Raw genomic sequence first — 16,034 nt, forward strand, 5'->3', positions numbered from 1 at the left:
TGGCGCATTGGCCATGCCGGGCTTGATGAGTGCCAATCAGGACAAACAATTCTTCAGCGACCCGGCGATACCGCGCATCAGCTTGAAGTAAAGCTCCGGGCCTGGCTCCAGCGTTGCCGCTTCCGGATCAAGCGTAGCCGACTTCGCTGCCGTACCTTCGGTGATGACCGAGACCAGCTTAGGCTCGAATTGCGGTTCGGCAAAAACGCAGGTCGCGCCGAGCTGGCGAACCTTTTCTTGCATCTGTTTGACGCGATCCGCGCCCGGCAGGGTTTCGGGGCTGACGGTGATCGATCCCGCCGTCTTCACGCCATAGCGATGTTCGAAATATTGGTAGGCGTCGTGGAAGACAATGAACGGCTTGTCCTTCACCGGCTGAACCGTTTTGGCCAGTTCGGCGTCAAGTGTATCGAGATCATCGATCAGTTTCTTTGTGTTGGACTGATAGATCGCGGCATTGCCGGGATCGGCCGCGATCAGCGCGGTTTCGATTGCCTGGGCCATGGCCTTGGCATTGGCGGGGTCAAGCCAGAGATGTGTGTCATAGGTGCCATGCTCATGGTCGTCGTGGCTCTCACCGTCGTGACCGGCGTGACCGCCTCCGTCATGCTCGTGACCATGCTCGTGCGCGTCCGGCTTTTCGGCATGACCGTCATTCGCCTCATGGCCTTCTTCACCATGATCATGCGCTTCAAAGGGCCCCCCTTCACGGAAGGGCAGCTTTTCCAGCCCCTTGGCATCTTCCAGTTCCACAACAGTCGCCTTGGCGGCCAGCGCTTCCAGCGGCTTCTCCAGAAATGCTTCCAGTCCGGGACCCACCCAGAAAACCACATCCGCCGTTTCGAGCTTGCGTGCATTCGACGGACGGAGATTATAGGTATGCGGCGAGGCCGCGCCATCGACGATGAGCTGTGGTTCCCCGACACCTTGCATGATGGCCGCAACGAGGGAGTGGACGGGCTTGATCGACACCACGACCTCGGGTGCAGCGGTGGCGCCCGAAGCGGCGACCGCGATTGCCATGGAGGCCGCGAGCGGGATCAGGATCGATTTCATGAAATGCACTCCACTTGAAGAACGTTAGTTATGTTATTACATTTATTGCGTAACTCTATAACGTATGCGATAGCGGTAAGCAACATCGCCAAACGGACAATCCCATGCTTCATTCCGCCCATCCGGGTAACGAGATACTGGTCTCCCTTGCCAATGCCGGCGTCCAGCGCAACGGCCGCTGGCTGGTGCGCGGCGTGGAGTTTTCCGTCAGCAAGGGCGAGATCGTCACACTGATCGGGCCGAACGGATCAGGCAAGTCCACGAGCGCGAAAATGGCGATTGGTGTCGTCAAACCAACCGAGGGGGTGGTTACCCGCAAGGCTGGTCTGAAAGTGGGTTATGTGCCGCAGAAGCTTTCGGTCGACTGGACAATGCCGCTTTCGGTGCGCCGACTGATGACACTGACAGGACCGCTCGCTGCCCGCGAAATAGACGCCGCTCTGAATGCGACCGGTATCGCGCATCTTGCCAATGCCGAGGTGCAGCATCTGTCCGGTGGCGAGTTCCAACGCGCGCTTCTTGCCCGCGCCATTGCCCGCAAGCCCGACCTTCTGGTTCTTGACGAACCCGTGCAGGGGGTGGACTTCTCCGGCGAGATCGCGCTTTATGATCTGATAAAAAATATCAGGAATTCAAATAATTGCGGAATTCTGTTAATCTCGCATGATCTGCATGTAGTGATGGCGGAAACCGATACGGTGATATGCCTCAACGGCCATGTCTGCTGCCGCGGCACACCGCAGGCGGTGAGCCAGAGTCCGGAATATATGCGCCTGTTTGGCGGCGCGGCGGCGAAGGGGCTGGCCGTCTACAGTCACCATCATGATCACACCCATTTGCCGGACGGCCGGGTGCAACATGCGGATGGCACGGTGACGGACCATTGCCACCCCGAGGATGGTCACCATCACGGGCATGATCTTCATCATGACCACGGGCATGACCATCATGACCACGGCCACCGCCACGATGATCATGGAGAATGCGGCTGCGGCCATGAACGTGACGACGACGCCCACCTTAACCAGCGGCAGGGAGAACGCCATGTTTGACGATTTCTTCGTCCGCGCCATGGTCGCCGGCATTGGGGTTGCATTGACAGCCGGTCCGCTTGGCTGCTTTGTCGTCTGGCGGCGCATGGCCTATTTTGGCGATACCATGGCCCATTCGGCGCTTCTGGGTGTTGCCCTGTCTCTGCTGCTGCAGCTGAACCTCATTGTCAGCGTGTTTCTGGTCGCGTCGGCCGTGTCGCTCCTTTTGATTTTCCTGCAACGGCGGCAGGCGCTGTCCGCCGATGCGCTGCTGGGCATCCTGTCCCACTCCGCATTGGCGATCGGCCTTGTCATCGTTGCCTTCATGAGCTGGGTCCGCATCGATCTCGTCTCGTTCCTGTTCGGCGACATTCTCGCCGTCACCCGCAGCGATATTGCACTGATCTGGGGCGGCGGACTGGTTGTCATCGTCTCCATGGTGTTCCTGTGGCGATCGCTGCTTGCCTCCACCGTCAATACGGAGCTGGCGGAAGCCGAGGGGCTGAAACCGGAACGGGCGAAATTGATCTTCACGTTGCTGATGGCGCTGGTGATCGCCATCGCGATGAAGGTGGTCGGTATCATGCTCATCACATCGCTGCTCATCATACCGGCTGCGACCGCCAGACGTTTCTCCGCTACACCGGAGGTAATGGCGGTGGTGGCTTCGCTGATCGGTGCGGTTGCCGTTGTTGGCGGCCTCTTCGGATCGCTCACCTATGATACACCGTCCGGTCCATCCATCGTGGTTGCCGCGGTGATCCTCTTCGTTATAAGCCTGTTGCCGGCGCCGGGTTTGTCCCGCTCCGCGGATGAAGGAGGCAAGTCATGAATGCGCAGACCCAGCAGAACCTCACCAAGAACCAGTCGCTGGTCATGAACGCCCTTTCAAACGCGCATCAGCCGCTCAGCGCCTATATGATCCTCGACAAGTTGCGCGATGATGGTTTCCGCGCGCCGCTGCAGGTCTATCGGGCGCTGGAAAAACTGGTGGAATATGGCCTTGTGCACCGGCTGGAGAGCCTTAACGCCTTCGTCGCCTGCACCCATACCCAGGCGGAGTGCTGCTCCAGTCACCATGGCACCGTCGCCTTCGCCATCTGCGAGTCCTGCGGGCAGGTCACGGAATTCCACGATCACGAGATCGATCACCGGCTGGAGCGCTGGGTGAAGGACAGCAAGTTCAAAGCGGAAAAGACCACCATCGAAATCCGCGGTCTTTGCGCCGCCTGCTCGGCCTGACGGACGATGGATGGAATGGGTATTGTTGCCCGCTCCCGATCACCTTTCGATGACCGCCAGATCCTGCGAGAAACGCTTCCAGTTTTCGACGTATTTTTTCGCTGAGCGGCGAATCCCCGCCACGGCGTCGTCATCAAGCGTGCGGATAGCGCGCGCGGGCGAGCCGACGATCAGGGAATTATCCGGAAATTCCTTCCCCTCCGTCACCAGAGCATTGGCGCCGACGAGGCAGTTTCGGCCGATCTTTGCGCCGTTCAGGATCGTCGCGCCCATGCCGATCAACGAATTATCGCCGATGGTACAGCCATGCACGATAGCGTGGTGGCCAATGGTGCACATTTCGCCGATCGTTGCGGCAAAGCCGGGATCGCTGTGAACCATCACGCCTTCCTGAATATTGGTGCCGCGCCCGACGATGATCGGCTCATTGTCTCCACGCAGCGTTGCACCGAACCAAATGCCGACGTCTTCGCCGAGCGTGACTGAGCCAATGACATTGGCGTCGGGAGCGATCCAGTAGCGATCCGCTGCAGGCGTTTGCGGCACACGGTCGGCAAGGCGGTAAAGCGGCATGTCGATGTCCTCCCTTATGTTCGTGCGTCAGACGACCGTCACCGACAGTGTGCCGACACCCTCGACGCCGCATTCTATGCGGTCACCGCGAACGATTGGACCAACGCCAGCCGGCGTGCCGGTCATGATGACGTCGCCAGCGGCAAGGGTGAACAGCTTGGAAAGCTCGGCAATCACTTCCGGCACCTTCCAGATCATCTGGGCGAGATCGCCCGTCTGCTTGCGCTCGCCATTGACGTCGAGCCAGATCGCGCCGGTTGCGGGATGCCCGATCCTGTCCGCTGGGACGACGGGGGACACCGGCGCGGAATATTCGAAGGCCTTCGCGCCCTCCCAGGAACGTCCCATCTTCTTCAGCCCGTCCTGCAGGTCGCGGCGCGTCATGTCGATACCGACGGCGTAACCCCAGACATGGTTCAGCGCTTCCGACGCCGGAATATCCGCTCGGCCGCTTTTCAGCACCACGACGCACTCAACTTCGTAATGCACATTCGATGAGAGCGACGGATAGGGAAAATCCTGTCCTGCGGGCAGCAGGTTGTCCGGGTTCTTCTGAAAATAGAAGGGCGGCTCGCGCGAGGGGTCGTGGCCCATCTCAATGGCGTGATCGGCATAATTGCGGCCGACACAATAGACCCGCCGTACAGGGAACAGATCGCTCGTGCCTTCGACGGGCAGGAGAACGGGCTTCGGGGCAGGGATGACGGTAGCGGCCATGTGGGTTTCCTGTCGTCTTTTAGGGTGCAATTCTTGTCCCGCGATTCCGGCGCGATTTCCAGTTCAAAATTGCCTCGCCTGCAAAACTGGCTTTTTACGGTCCTTTGCTGTAGAAGCCGGCGCAAAGAGGTTAATCCATGTACAGACAAGCGCTTGCAAGCGGCGAAAAAATCTTCGCCGTGGCCCCCATGATCGACTGGACCGATACGAGGTGCAGGTTTCTGCACCGGCAATTGTCGAAGCGTGCGCTGCTTTACACCGAAATGATCGTTGCCGACGCCATCATCCATGGCCAGCGTGACAGGCTGCTCGGTTATCACCCTCAGGAACACCCCGTCGCGTTGCAGCTCGGCGGGTCTGATCCGGCCAAGCTTGCCGAAGCGGTGCGGATCGCCGGGGACTACGGTTATGATGAAATCAATCTGAATGTTGGCTGTCCCTCGGATCGGGTGCAATCCGGCACCTTCGGCGCTTGCCTGATGCGCGAGCCTGATGTGGTGGCGCAATGTGTGGCCGCAATGAAGGCTGCCGCCAGTGGGCCGGTTACCGTGAAATGCCGGATCGGGGTGGATGAGCAGGAGCCGGAAGCGGTTCTGCCTGATTTTCTGAAGAGGGTTGTTGCGGCGGGTGCGGACGCGGTCTGGGTTCACGCGCGCAAAGCCTGGCTGCAAGGGCTTTCGCCGAAGGAAAACCGCGAAGTGCCGCCGCTCGATTATGACCTCGTCTATCGCATGAAGCGGGAAAATCCTGACGTCTTTATCGGCATCAACGGCGGCATCGCCGATCTCGATCAGGCGAGCGGACATCTCCAGCATATGGATGGCGTGATGCTCGGCCGGGCTGCCTATCACAACACCTCCATCCTTGCCGACGTCGACCATCGCATCTATGGCGAGGAGGCCCGCCACCCGGACTGGATGGCGTTGCGTGACGCGATGATGGCCTATGCCGCCGATTATATCGCCGCGGGCGGACGTCTCAACCACGTCACCCGCCATATGGTCGGACTGTTTCAGGGCATGCCCGGCGCGCGCCGTTTCCGGCAAATCCTCTCCAGCGATGCCACGAGGCCCGGGGCAGGGCCGGAGGTCATCGAGGCCGCTTTCGCCAGCATCGATGTCAGCACCACGAAAGACATGGCGGGCTGAAAGCGCTCAGACCGCCTTTTGCAGTTCCTGCGCACCATTAGGCGCATTGACCTTGCCGCCGGTAATGAAGAAAGCGAAAACATCGCGCGGGGTCTTCTCAACCTTCCGATCCGGCGCGATCAGCGGCAGATCGTCCGGCACACCGCCACTGGCATAGGTCTTTACCCGCTCAGCCCAGTGCGCGATCTCTTTTTTCGGGTAACAGGTCTCGATGTCGTCCTCGCCCTTCTGCAGGCGGCAATAAACGAAATCGGCCGTTACGTCAGGCAGCATCGGATAATCATGATGGTCAGCGCAGACGACGGCGACCTTGTGCCTGGCAAGAAGTTCGATGAATTCGGGAACCTGGAATGTCGGGTTGCGCACCTCCACGACATGGCGAAGAGTGAGCCCGTCCTGCTTTTCGGGCAGCAGCGCCAGAAATGCACCGAAATCCTCCGCATCGAATTTCTTCGTGGGCGCAAACTGCCAGAGGATGGGACCGAGATGGGACCCGAGTTCCGTCAGCCCCTGCGTCAGGAACTTCGTCATCGACTCACCTGCCTCGGCCAGAACCCTGCGGTTGGTGACAAAGCGGCTTGCCTTTAGGGAAAACACGAAGTCCTCGGGCACTTCGGATGCCCATTTCGCAAAGGTCTCCGGTTTCTGGCTGCTGTAATAGGTGCCGTTCACCTCGATTGCCGTGAGCTGCCGGCTGGCGTGTTCCAGCTGGCGTTTTTTCGGCAGTTTTTCGGGATAAAAAGTGCCTTCCCAGGGCTCGAAGGTCCAGCCGCCGATACCGGTGCGGATCGTGCCTGATGTCGACATATCTAGTTCCTCCTCCGGCCTTCGGCCTTTCGAACCTTTGCGACGAAAGCTGCGGCTTACTCCGCAGCCTCCCGTTTTCCGGCCGGCCGGCGCTCCAGAAGCTCCTTCAGGAAGTGGCCGGTATAGGAACGCTCCACCTTGACGATGTCTTCCGGCGTGCCCGTGGCCACCACTTCGCCGCCGCCCGTGCCGCCTTCAGGCCCGATATCGATGATCCAGTCCGCCGTCTTGATGACTTCGAGATTATGCTCGATCACCACCACGGAATTGCCCTGTTCCACCAGCGCATGCAGCATTTCGAGCAGCTTGTTGACGTCGTGGAAATGCAGGCCCGTCGTCGGCTCGTCGAGAATATAGAGCGTGCGGCCCGTCGAGCGCTTCGACAGTTCCTTGGCGAGCTTGACGCGCTGCGCCTCGCCGCCTGAAAGCGTATTGGCCTGCTGTCCGACCTTGATGTAACCGAGGCCGACATCGAAGAGCGATTGCAGCTTGTCGCGCACGGCGGGAACGGCGGCGAAAAATTCGACGCCCTCCTCAACCGTCATATCCAGCACGTCGGCGATGGATTTGCCCTTGAAGGTGACGTCCAGCGTCTCGCGGTTATAACGCTTGCCGTGGCAGACGTCGCAGGTGACGTAGACGTCAGGCAGGAAGTGCATCTCGATCTTGATCACCCCGTCGCCCTGGCAGGCCTCGCAGCGGCCACCCTTGACGTTGAAGGAGAAACGGCCGGGCGCGTAACCACGAGCCTTGGCTTCCGGCAGGCCGGCGAACCAGTCACGGATCGGCGTAAAGGCGCCGGTATAGGTGGCCGGGTTGGAGCGCGGCGTGCGTCCGATCGGCGACTGGTCGATATCGATCACCTTGTCGATGAATTCGAAACCATCGATGCGGTCGTGTTCGGCCGGGATTTCACGCGCGCCCATGACCCTGCGCGCCGCCGATTTATAGAGCGTCTCGATCAGGAAGGTGGATTTGCCGCCACCCGAAACCCCGGTTACGGCCGTGAAAACACCGAGCGGCACAGCGGCCGTGACATTCTTCAGGTTGTTGCCGCGTGCGCCGAAAACCTTGATCTCGCGGCCCTTCTTGGGTTTGCGGCGCTCAGCCGGCACGGCAACGCCGAGTTCACCGGAGAGATATTTGCCGGTCAGCGATTTCGGATTGGCCATCACTTCCTGCGGGGATCCTTCGGCAATCACCTGGCCGCCGTGAATACCGGCCGCCGGGCCGATATCGACCACATAATCCGCCGTCAGAATGGCGTCCTCATCATGTTCGACCACGATGACGGTGTTGCCGATATCGCGCAGATGTTTGAGCGTATCCAGCAGGCGCGCATTGTCGCGCTGGTGCAGGCCGATCGAGGGCTCATCGAGAACGTAGAGAACGCCGGTGAGGCCAGAGCCGATCTGCGAGGCCAGACGGATACGCTGGCTCTCCCCGCCCGACAGCGTGCCCGAATTGCGCGACAGGCTGAGATAATCCAGCCCTACATCGTTGAGGAATCGCAGGCGTTCGCGGATTTCCTTGAGAATACGGACGGCAATTTCATTCTGCTTCGCGTTCAGGCTTTCCGGCAGCACCTCAAACCAGTCGCGCGCCGTCCGGATCGACATTTCGGTGACTTCACCGATATGCAGCTTGTTGATCTTGACCGCCAGCGCCTCCGGCTTCAGGCGGTAACCGGCGCAGGCCGGGCAGGGGGCTGCCGACATATAGCGCTCGATTTCCTCGCGCGCCCAGGCGCTGTCTGTCTCTTTCCAGCGCCGCTCCAGATTGGGCACGATGCCTTCGAAGTTCTTGACTGTCTTGTAGGAGCGGGCGCCGTCCTGGTAATTGAACTCGATCTTGTCGTCAGTGCCCTGAAGAATGGCGTGCTGCGCCTCCTTCGAAAGATCGGACCACTTGCTCGAAAGCTTGAATCCGAAGGCTTTGCCGAGCGCTTCCAGCGTCTGGTTGTAATAGGGCGACGATGATTTTGCCCAGGGAGCAATGGCCCCGTCACGCAGGGTACGGGCCGGCTCCGGCACGATCAGGTTCTCATCCACCTTCTGCTGCGAGCCAAGGCCATCGCAGCTGGGGCAGGCGCCGAAGGGGTTGTTGAAGGAGAAGAGACGCGGTTCGATTTCCGGAATGGTGAAGCCGGAAACGGGGCAGGCGAATTTTTCCGAAAACAGCACCCGCTCATGGGTCTCGTTGAGAGACTTGTTGGCGGAACCACCGGCGGCTGTCTCTTCGGGCGGCAGGGGCCTGTCGGCAAATTCGGCAATTGCCAGACCATCGGCAAGCTTGAGGCAGGTCTCGAGACTGTCGGCAAGACGCGCGGCCATATCCGGGCGCACGACGGCGCGGTCAACCACCACGTCAATGTCGTGTTTGTACTTCTTGTCGAGAGCAGGAACGTCGGCGATCTCGTAGAACTGGCCGTCCACCTTGACGCGCTGGAAGCCCTTCTTCATCAGCTCGGCAAGTTCTTTCTTGTACTCGCCTTTGCGGCCGCGCACGATCGGCGCGAGGATGTAAAGACGCGTGCCTTCCTCGAAAGCGAGGATGCGGTCGACCATCTGGCTGACCGTCTGGCTTTCAATCGGCAGGCCCGTGGCCGGCGAATAGGGGACACCGACACGCGCGAAGAGAAGGCGCATATAGTCGTAGATCTCGGTGACCGTGCCGACCGTGGAGCGCGGGTTGCGCGAGGTGGTCTTCTGTTCGATGGAGATTGCCGGCGACAGGCCCTCGATCTGGTCGACATCCGGCTTCTGCATCATTTCGAGGAACTGGCGCGCATAGGCCGAGAGGCTTTCGACATAACGGCGCTGGCCTTCGGCGTAGATCGTATCGAAGGCGAGCGACGACTTGCCTGAGCCGGAAAGCCCGGTCATGACGATCAGCTTGTTGCGTGGCAGATCGAGATCGATACCCTTGAGATTGTGTTCACGGGCACCACGGATGGAAATCGTCTTCAGTTCACTCATGACAAGGCTCGGACAAAAATAACAGGCTGGATGGCGGCGCGTCCTTATGTAGTGACGCAGCCGGACGTGTCGAGGTCTATTCCCTATCGGTCGCAGCTTTTCACGATGCTTGACTCGAAATCTGCAATTCAATAGAACAAAAAAGGAACGAATTGCAAGCGCGAATGTCTGCCCCCACAGCTTAAGATTATTCTTTGTGGATAGTTCCATGCTTGCGGTGCCCTTTGCGGGCGGCGGCAGCTATTGTGTGCCGAATTTTTTGAAATGCAATTGCCGGTCATGATGGCCGGCGGACAGGATGACGAGATGGCTGGTAGCGTAAACAAGGTAATTCTGATCGGAAACGTGGGCGCTGATCCCGAAATCCGCCGGACGCAGGATGGCCGACCCATCGCCAACCTGCGCATCGCCACCTCGGAGACCTGGCGGGACCGCAACAGCGGCGAGCGCAAGGAGAAGACCGAGTGGCACACGGTCGTCGTCTTTAACGAAGGCCTGTGCAAGGTCGTCGAGCAATATGTGAAGAAGGGCGCCAAGCTCTATATCGAAGGCCAGTTGCAGACCCGCAAATGGCAGGACCAGACCGGTAACGACCGTTACTCCACCGAAATCGTGCTGCAGGGCTTCAACTCCACGCTGACCATGCTCGATGGTCGCGGTGAGGGCGGCGGCCGTAGCGGCGGCGGCGACTTCGGCGGCGGTAATGATTATGGCAGTGGCGGCGGCTCCAGCTATGGCGGCGGTTACGACCAGCAGTCCTCCTCGCGCGGCGGTTCTTCCCGTGGTGGCAACCAGCCTTCGGGCGGATTCTCCAACGACATGGATGACGATATCCCGTTCTGATCGGACCGGGGACGAAGAAACGTGTGACAGGAGGTGAGCTTGACTGACGAAACCCTGCAGCCAAAACAGCCCGCCACCTGGCGCATCATCCTCGCTTTTTTTCTCGACTTCTGGACGGCGTTTTTCGCCGCCGGATTTCTTGTCGCGACGGTAGCGGGAGGGCGAACGCCCGAAGGTTTTGCCCTCAACGGTGCGCCCGCCTTTATCGCCTTCGTGCTGATCATTGCCTATTTTGTGGTGCTCGGGCGGTTCTTCGGTGGCACACTGTGGCAGCGCCTTTTAAAGGCGAGACGCTGACATCGGGCCTTGCCGTTTTTTTAAGAGAAGAACACTTCGACGCCCGGGGCAATTTATGCCGCGACTTTGTCGGCCAGCATCGCCACCATGACATCGGATTGCGACACGATGCCGACCATCTTACCCTTGGCGTCGATGACAGGCAGATAATGCAATCCTTCCTCCGCAAAGTGGATGATTGCTTCCTCGATCGGTGTTTCCGGCCGCACGGTTTTAACGGGCGATGTCATGATGTCCTTCACCGTATCGTTGGGGGCACTTGCGCCTGACAGGATGAGGCGAAGCCGCTGCAGGAAACCGATTGAGGGACGACCGTTTCTCCAGCTCGCCTTTTCCAGAAAGTCTGTCTGGGTGACGATGCCGACGATTTCGGCGCAGTCATTGGTGACAGGCAACGCCTTGAAATGATGGCTTTGCATCAGGGCATGCGCGTGGCGCAGGCTGTCATCAGGGGCGACGCCGACCACATCCCGGGACATGACACTTTCGCAATCGAGATGCAGCGCGCGACGCCGGTAGGAGCGCAACTCTGTCTTCCGCAGGATGGTTTCCAGCGCATCGCGGTCGATATCGATGAACTCGTCATATTCCTTCAGCACGTCGTCGAGATCGGTGGAGGAAAAGCCGATTTTCTGGATGGGTGTCGGATCGGCTGTCCCGTGCGCGGCCTTGCCAAGCTTCAGACCGTGTGGATAGGCGCGGCCGGTGGCATTGTTGTAAGCGACGGCCAGGGCAAGAAGGATCAGCGAATTTCCGGCGACCGGCCACAGCAGGAAACCATAGCCGAGGCCATGTATGGCAGGGCCGCCCAGAACGGCAGTCAGCGCCACCGCACCGCTCGGCGGATGCAGGCAGCGCAGCGCCATCATGGCGGCGATGGCCAGGCTGATGGCGAGCGCGCTTGCGAGGAACGGATCCGCAACCAGCAGCGCCACCGTCACCCCGACAAAAGCCGAGACGAAATTCCCGCACAGGATCGACCAGGGCTGCGCCAGCGGGCTGGAGGGTACGGCGAACAACAGCACGGCCGAAGCCCCCATCGGCGCGATCATGGCGGGCAGCGTGGGATCGAAACGAAGAGCGAAACTGGCGAGAATGCCAGTCAGCAGTATGCCTACGAAGGCGCCTGTGGCGGAGCGGAGCCTTTCCCTGTTGCTGACGGGTGCGGCATCGGGAATGATGCGGCGCAGCGTGGAACGCATGGAGATAACTTTCGAATCCGAAATGACACGCGTCTTTTAGCCGAAGCGCCAGCTGAATTTAAGGGAGGATTTTCCGGCATTTCAGCGGTGGGCAGGAATTTATTGCGTTGGTGTCGCGCAGGAACGGCTCAGAAAGCGAATGCGGATTTGATCCCGTCGACCACGAATTGCACCGACAGTGCAGCCAGCAGCACGCCGAGAAGCCGGGTAAGGATGGCGCGGCCGGTATTGCCGAGAAAGCGGTCCATCCGTTCCGAGACGATCAAGGCCGCGTAAACGAGAGCCATCGCGAAAGCGAGGATAAGGATGAGCACCACCATCTCGACCGTGGTCTTCATTGAGCCGGCAAGCAGAACGGTGGCGGAAATAGCACCTGGCCCGGCAATCAACGGCAGGGCCAGCGGGAAGACCGCGAGATTGTGGAGATGGTCCTTGGTAATGGCGATTTCCGAGGTCTTTTCCTTGCGCTCCTGGCGCTTTTCGAAAATCATTTCAAAGGCGATCCAGAACAGCAGAAGGCCGCCGGCGATGCGGAAGGCGCCCAGCGAAATACCGAGCAGACTGAGGATTGCGAGGCCGAAGAGGGCAAAGACGGCAAGGATACCGAAAGCGATGATGGAGCCGCGCAACGCCACCTGGCTGCGCTGGTCACGGGTCATTCCGGCAGTCAGCGCCAGAAAGACGGGCGCAAGCCCAGGCGGATCGAGTGTGACCAGAAGTGTGGTAAGCGCATTGATGAGCGTTTCGCTGCTGGCCATTCTTTCCCCGTTGGTTTTGTTTTTAGGCCGGAGCCTACGCAAGTCGCGGGCACTTTGAAAGAGAGCGCCACGCATTTGGGCGGCTAAATCGTGAAAAGCGGCGTTCGTCTTGCAAATGACGCAAAAGCCTGTTCAAAACTCGCCGGGAAATTGGCTTAACGTGGCTGTTTCCGCTATAAAAATCCATCCGATTCTTAACAGAGAATGTGATCCGTTTTGACTGACCAGAGCCCCCCCGGCGGCGGAAAGCTTCCGCCAGGCATTGAACCGATTTCCATCATGGAGGAAATGCAGCGGTCGTATCTCGATTACGCCATGAGCGTTATCGTGTCCCGCGCGCTTCCCGATGTGCGAGACGGCCTGAAGCCGGTTCATCGCCGTATTCTGTACGGCATGTCCGAACTCGGCATCGACTGGAACAAGAAATACGTCAAATGCGCCCGCGTAACCGGGGACGTGATGGGTAAATTCCATCCGCACGGCAACTCGGCAATCTATGACGCGCTGGCGCGTATGGCGCAGGACTGGTCGCTCCGCCTGCCGCTGATCGACGGCCAGGGCAACTTCGGCTCCATCGACGGTGATCCGCCGGCCGCTGAACGTTATACCGAATGCCGTCTGGATAAGGCCGCGCATTCGCTGCTTGACGATCTCGACAAGGAAACGGTCGATTTCCGTGACAACTATGACGGCACCTTGCAGGAGCCGGTCGTCATTCCGGCCAAGTTCCCGAACCTGCTGGTCAACGGGGCAGGCGGCATCGCGGTCGGCATGGCCACGAACATCCCGCCGCATAACCTGTCAGAGGTTATCGATGGCTGTATCGCCCTGATCGACAATCCGGCGATCGAGCTGCCGGAACTGATGCAGATCATTCCGGGCCCTGATTTCCCGACCGGTGCGCTGATCATGGGCCGTTCCGGCATCCGCTCGGCTTACGAAACGGGCCGCGGATCGGTCATCATGCGTGGCCGCGCGACAATCGAGCCGATGCGTGGCGACCGCGAGCAGATCATCATCACCGAAGTTCCCTATCAGGTGAACAAGGCGTCGATGATCGAAAAAATGGCTGAGTTGGTAAAGGAAAAGCGCATCGAGGGCATTTCCGACCTGCGCGACGAATCCGACCGCCAGGGTTATCGCGTCGTCATCGAATTGAAGCGCGACGCCAATGCAGACGTCATCCTGAACCAGCTTTACCGCTACACACCGCTGCAGACCTCGTTTGGCTGCAACATGGTGGCGCTGAACGGCGGCAAGCCCGAGCAGATGACGCTGCTCGACATGTTGCGTGCATTCGTGTCCTTCCGCGAAGATGTCGTCAGCCGTCGCACGAAGTATCTGCTGCGCAAGGCGCGCGAGCGGGCGCATGTGTTGGTCGGTCTGGCGATTTCCGTCGCAAATATCGATGAGGTCATCCGCGTCATCCGGCATGCTCCCGATCCGGCTTCGGCCCGAGAAGAACTGATGACGCGTCGCTGGCCTGCACAGGATGTGGAAAGCCTGATCCGCCTTATCGATGATCCGCGCCACCGCATCAACGAAGACGGGACTTACAACCTTTCCGAGGAACAGGCGCGCGCCATTCTCGAATTGCGCCTCGCACGTCTTACAGCGCTCGGCCGCGATGAAATTGGCGACGAGCTGAACAAGATCGGCGCTGAGATCAGCGAATATCTGGAAATCCTGTCATCGCGCCTGCGCATCATGCAGATCGTCAAGGACGAGCTTTCCGCCGTCCGCGACGAATTCGGCACGCCGCGTCGCTCCGAGATCGTCGAGGGCGGTCCCGATATGGACGATGAAGACCTCATCGCCCGCGAAGACATGGTCGTGACCGTTTCGCATCTCGGTTACATCAAGCGCGTGCCGCTGACGACGTATCGTGCACAGCGTCGCGGCGGCAAGGGTCGCTCCGGCATGGCAACGCGCGATGAGGATTTCGTCAACCGTCTGTTCGTCGCCAACACCCACACGCCGGTCCTGTTCTTCTCCTCGCGTGGCATCGTCTACAAGGAAAAGGTCTGGCGTCTGCCGATCGGCACGCCGCAGTCCAAGGGCAAGGCCCTTATCAACATGCTGCCGCTGGAACCCGGCGAGCGCATCACCACCATCATGCCGTTGCCCGAGGACGAAACGACCTGGGAAACGCTTGACGTGATGTTCTCGACGACGCGCGGCACGGTTCGCCGCAACAAGCTCGGCGATTTCGTACAGGTCAACCGCAACGGCAAGATCGCCATGAAGCTGGACGAGGAGGGCGATGAAATCCTCTCCGTCGAAACCTGTACGGACCGCGACGATGTGCTGCTGACGACCGCGCTCGGCCAGTGCATCCGCTTCCCCGTGGACGATGTACGCGTCTTTGCCGGCCGCAATTCCGTCGGCGTGCGCGGCATCAACCTGGCCGAAGGCGACCGCATCATCTCCATGACCATTGTGGGCCATGTGGAAGCGGAGCCGTGGGAGCGTGCGGCTTACCTCAAGCGCTCGGCTGCCGAACGGCGTGCCGCAGGCGTGGATGAGGACGATATCGCGCTCGTCGGTGAGGAAGTAACGGAAGAGGGCGAACTCAGTGAGGAGCGCTACCAGGAACTGAAGGCGCGCGAAGAATTCGTGCTGACGGTTTCCGTGAAGGGCTTCGGCAAGCGTTCATCGTCTTACGATTTCCGCACTTCAGGCCGCGGCGGCAAGGGCATCCGCGCCACCGATACCGCGAAGACGTCGGAGATCGGTGAACTTGTTGCGGCCTTCCCGGTGGAAGAAGGCGACCAGATCATGCTGGTTTCCGATGGCGGACAGCTCATCCGTGTGCCTGTGAACGGCATCCGCATCGCCAGCCGCGCGACCAAGGGTGTGACAATCTTCTCGACCGCGAAGGATGAGAAGGTGGTTTCCGTGGAGCGCATCAACGAGCCTGAAGGCGACGACGAGGCTGAAAATGGCAATGGCGAGGAGGCGGATGACAATCTGCCGACCACGCCGGAGGCACCGGAAAGCGAGGCGTAAGCCGCCTCGTTTTTCACATCAGGATCAACAAAAACCCCGCGGTGCCTGTGCGCCGCGGGGTTTTTCTTTGGGTTTCCGTCTGGTGCGGTCTGTTAGCGAATACGTATATGAACCGGTGAGCGCCCCGACCGACGGGCGACGTGCAGGTGAATGCTGGCTTCCGGCTGGTTGGCGCGCCAGGCACGGGCGCCGTGCGAGAGCAGCAACGCCACGAGATCACGCGTTTTTGCCTTGGAACGGTTGAGACCGAGATCGGCGATACGCATCGCCGCCTCATGAATGGGATGCAGAACCGACAGGCTGCCATGCCCGTTGCCAGACGCAATGTCCGAATAATTCTCGTTGACTGCCATCTTGGAAAGCCTCGCTACTC

At 59.9% G+C, this 16,034-nt stretch carries 15 protein-coding genes; 7 read left to right on the forward strand and 8 right to left on the reverse strand.

Going from position 1 to position 16,034, the window contains the following annotated elements; translation table 11 throughout:
* Positions 1 to 36: 36 nt before the first annotated feature.
* Entirely contained in the window at positions 37 to 1,056 is a 1,020-nt protein-coding gene (gene znuA, locus EYD00_RS05405) for a zinc ABC transporter substrate-binding protein ZnuA (RefSeq protein WP_004441699.1), read from the reverse strand.
* Positions 1,057 to 1,160: 104 nt separating this feature from the next.
* Between znuA and znuC the strand changes: the two genes are divergently transcribed.
* Genes znuC through zur form a run of 3 tightly spaced genes read left to right on the forward strand, consistent with a single transcriptional unit; the run spans position 1,161 to position 3,329 of the window.
* Positions 1,161 to 2,108, forward strand: coding sequence for a zinc ABC transporter ATP-binding protein ZnuC (gene znuC / locus EYD00_RS05410; RefSeq protein ID WP_004441701.1), 948 nt, complete (start codon positions 1,161 to 1,163; stop codon positions 2,106 to 2,108).
* Positions 2,101 to 2,919 (forward strand): zinc ABC transporter permease subunit ZnuB, encoded by an 819-nt coding sequence (gene znuB / locus EYD00_RS05415; protein ID WP_004441703.1) that lies wholly within the window; start codon positions 2,101 to 2,103, stop codon positions 2,917 to 2,919. The genes znuC and znuB overlap by 8 nt, the downstream gene beginning before the upstream one ends.
* Positions 2,916 to 3,329 carry a zinc uptake transcriptional repressor Zur gene (gene zur / locus EYD00_RS05420; RefSeq protein ID WP_004441705.1) on the forward strand — a complete coding sequence of 138 codons (414 nt, stop codon included), beginning with the start codon at positions 2,916 to 2,918 and terminating at the stop codon, positions 3,327 to 3,329. Before znuB ends, zur begins: the two co-directional genes overlap by 4 nt.
* 39 nt (positions 3,330 to 3,368) lie before the next feature.
* Here zur and EYD00_RS05425 read toward each other — a convergent pair whose 3' ends face one another.
* Positions 3,369 to 3,902, reverse strand: coding sequence for a gamma carbonic anhydrase family protein (locus EYD00_RS05425; RefSeq protein WP_004441707.1), 534 nt, complete (start codon positions 3,900 to 3,902; stop codon positions 3,369 to 3,371).
* A 27-nt stretch (positions 3,903 to 3,929) separates the two neighbouring features.
* On the reverse strand, positions 3,930 to 4,619 hold the full coding sequence (locus tag EYD00_RS05430) for a fumarylacetoacetate hydrolase family protein (RefSeq protein WP_004441710.1): 690 nt from the start codon (positions 4,617 to 4,619) through the stop codon (positions 3,930 to 3,932).
* A 137-nt stretch (positions 4,620 to 4,756) separates the two neighbouring features.
* Between EYD00_RS05430 and dusA the strand changes: the two genes are divergently transcribed.
* Entirely contained in the window at positions 4,757 to 5,767 is a 1,011-nt protein-coding gene (dusA, locus tag EYD00_RS05435; protein WP_004441712.1) for a tRNA dihydrouridine(20/20a) synthase DusA, read from the forward strand.
* A gap of 6 nt (positions 5,768 to 5,773) precedes the next feature.
* On the opposite strand, the gene EYD00_RS05440 is transcribed toward dusA, so the two are convergent.
* Both EYD00_RS05440 and uvrA read right to left on the reverse strand, forming a co-directional pair.
* Positions 5,774 to 6,574, reverse strand: a complete 801-nt coding sequence (locus EYD00_RS05440) for a DUF72 domain-containing protein (protein WP_004441715.1) — start codon at positions 6,572 to 6,574, stop codon at positions 5,774 to 5,776.
* A 56-nt stretch (positions 6,575 to 6,630) separates the two neighbouring features.
* Entirely contained in the window at positions 6,631 to 9,552 is a 2,922-nt protein-coding gene (gene uvrA, locus EYD00_RS05445; RefSeq protein WP_004441722.1) for an excinuclease ABC subunit UvrA, read from the reverse strand.
* Positions 9,553 to 9,816: 264 nt separating this feature from the next.
* Here uvrA and EYD00_RS05450 point away from each other — a divergent pair, with 264 nt between their 5' ends.
* Positions 9,817 to 10,395 (forward strand): single-stranded DNA-binding protein, encoded by a 579-nt coding sequence (locus EYD00_RS05450; protein WP_048902810.1) that lies wholly within the window; start codon positions 9,817 to 9,819, stop codon positions 10,393 to 10,395.
* Positions 10,396 to 10,428: 33 nt separating this feature from the next.
* A complete protein-coding gene (locus EYD00_RS05455) occupies positions 10,429 to 10,692 on the forward strand; it encodes a hypothetical protein (RefSeq protein ID WP_234882499.1) in 264 nt (87 codons plus the stop codon).
* A gap of 53 nt (positions 10,693 to 10,745) precedes the next feature.
* Here EYD00_RS05455 and EYD00_RS05460 read toward each other — a convergent pair whose 3' ends face one another.
* Together EYD00_RS05460 and EYD00_RS05465 are read right to left on the reverse strand one after the other, a co-directional pair.
* The gene (locus tag EYD00_RS05460; protein ID WP_004441729.1) at positions 10,746 to 11,894 is read right to left on the reverse strand and encodes a CBS domain-containing protein; all 1,149 of its coding nucleotides are present in this window, start codon (positions 11,892 to 11,894) and stop codon (positions 10,746 to 10,748) included.
* A gap of 128 nt (positions 11,895 to 12,022) precedes the next feature.
* Positions 12,023 to 12,652 (reverse strand): MarC family protein, encoded by a 630-nt coding sequence (locus EYD00_RS05465; protein ID WP_004441730.1) that lies wholly within the window; start codon positions 12,650 to 12,652, stop codon positions 12,023 to 12,025.
* 216 nt (positions 12,653 to 12,868) lie between these two features.
* Here EYD00_RS05465 and gyrA point away from each other — a divergent pair, with 216 nt between their 5' ends.
* Positions 12,869 to 15,661: a DNA gyrase subunit A gene (gyrA, locus tag EYD00_RS05470; RefSeq protein ID WP_004441736.1), complete on the forward strand. Its 2,793-nt coding sequence runs from the start codon at positions 12,869 to 12,871 to the stop codon at positions 15,659 to 15,661.
* A 92-nt stretch (positions 15,662 to 15,753) separates the two neighbouring features.
* Here gyrA and EYD00_RS05475 read toward each other — a convergent pair whose 3' ends face one another.
* A complete protein-coding gene (locus EYD00_RS05475) occupies positions 15,754 to 16,014 on the reverse strand; it encodes a hypothetical protein (RefSeq protein WP_004441743.1) in 261 nt (86 codons plus the stop codon).
* Positions 16,015 to 16,034: the final 20 nt, after the last annotated feature.

Source organism: Agrobacterium sp. 33MFTa1.1, assembly GCF_004328495.1.
Classification (GTDB): Bacteria; Pseudomonadota; Alphaproteobacteria; order Rhizobiales; family Rhizobiaceae; genus Agrobacterium; species Agrobacterium pusense.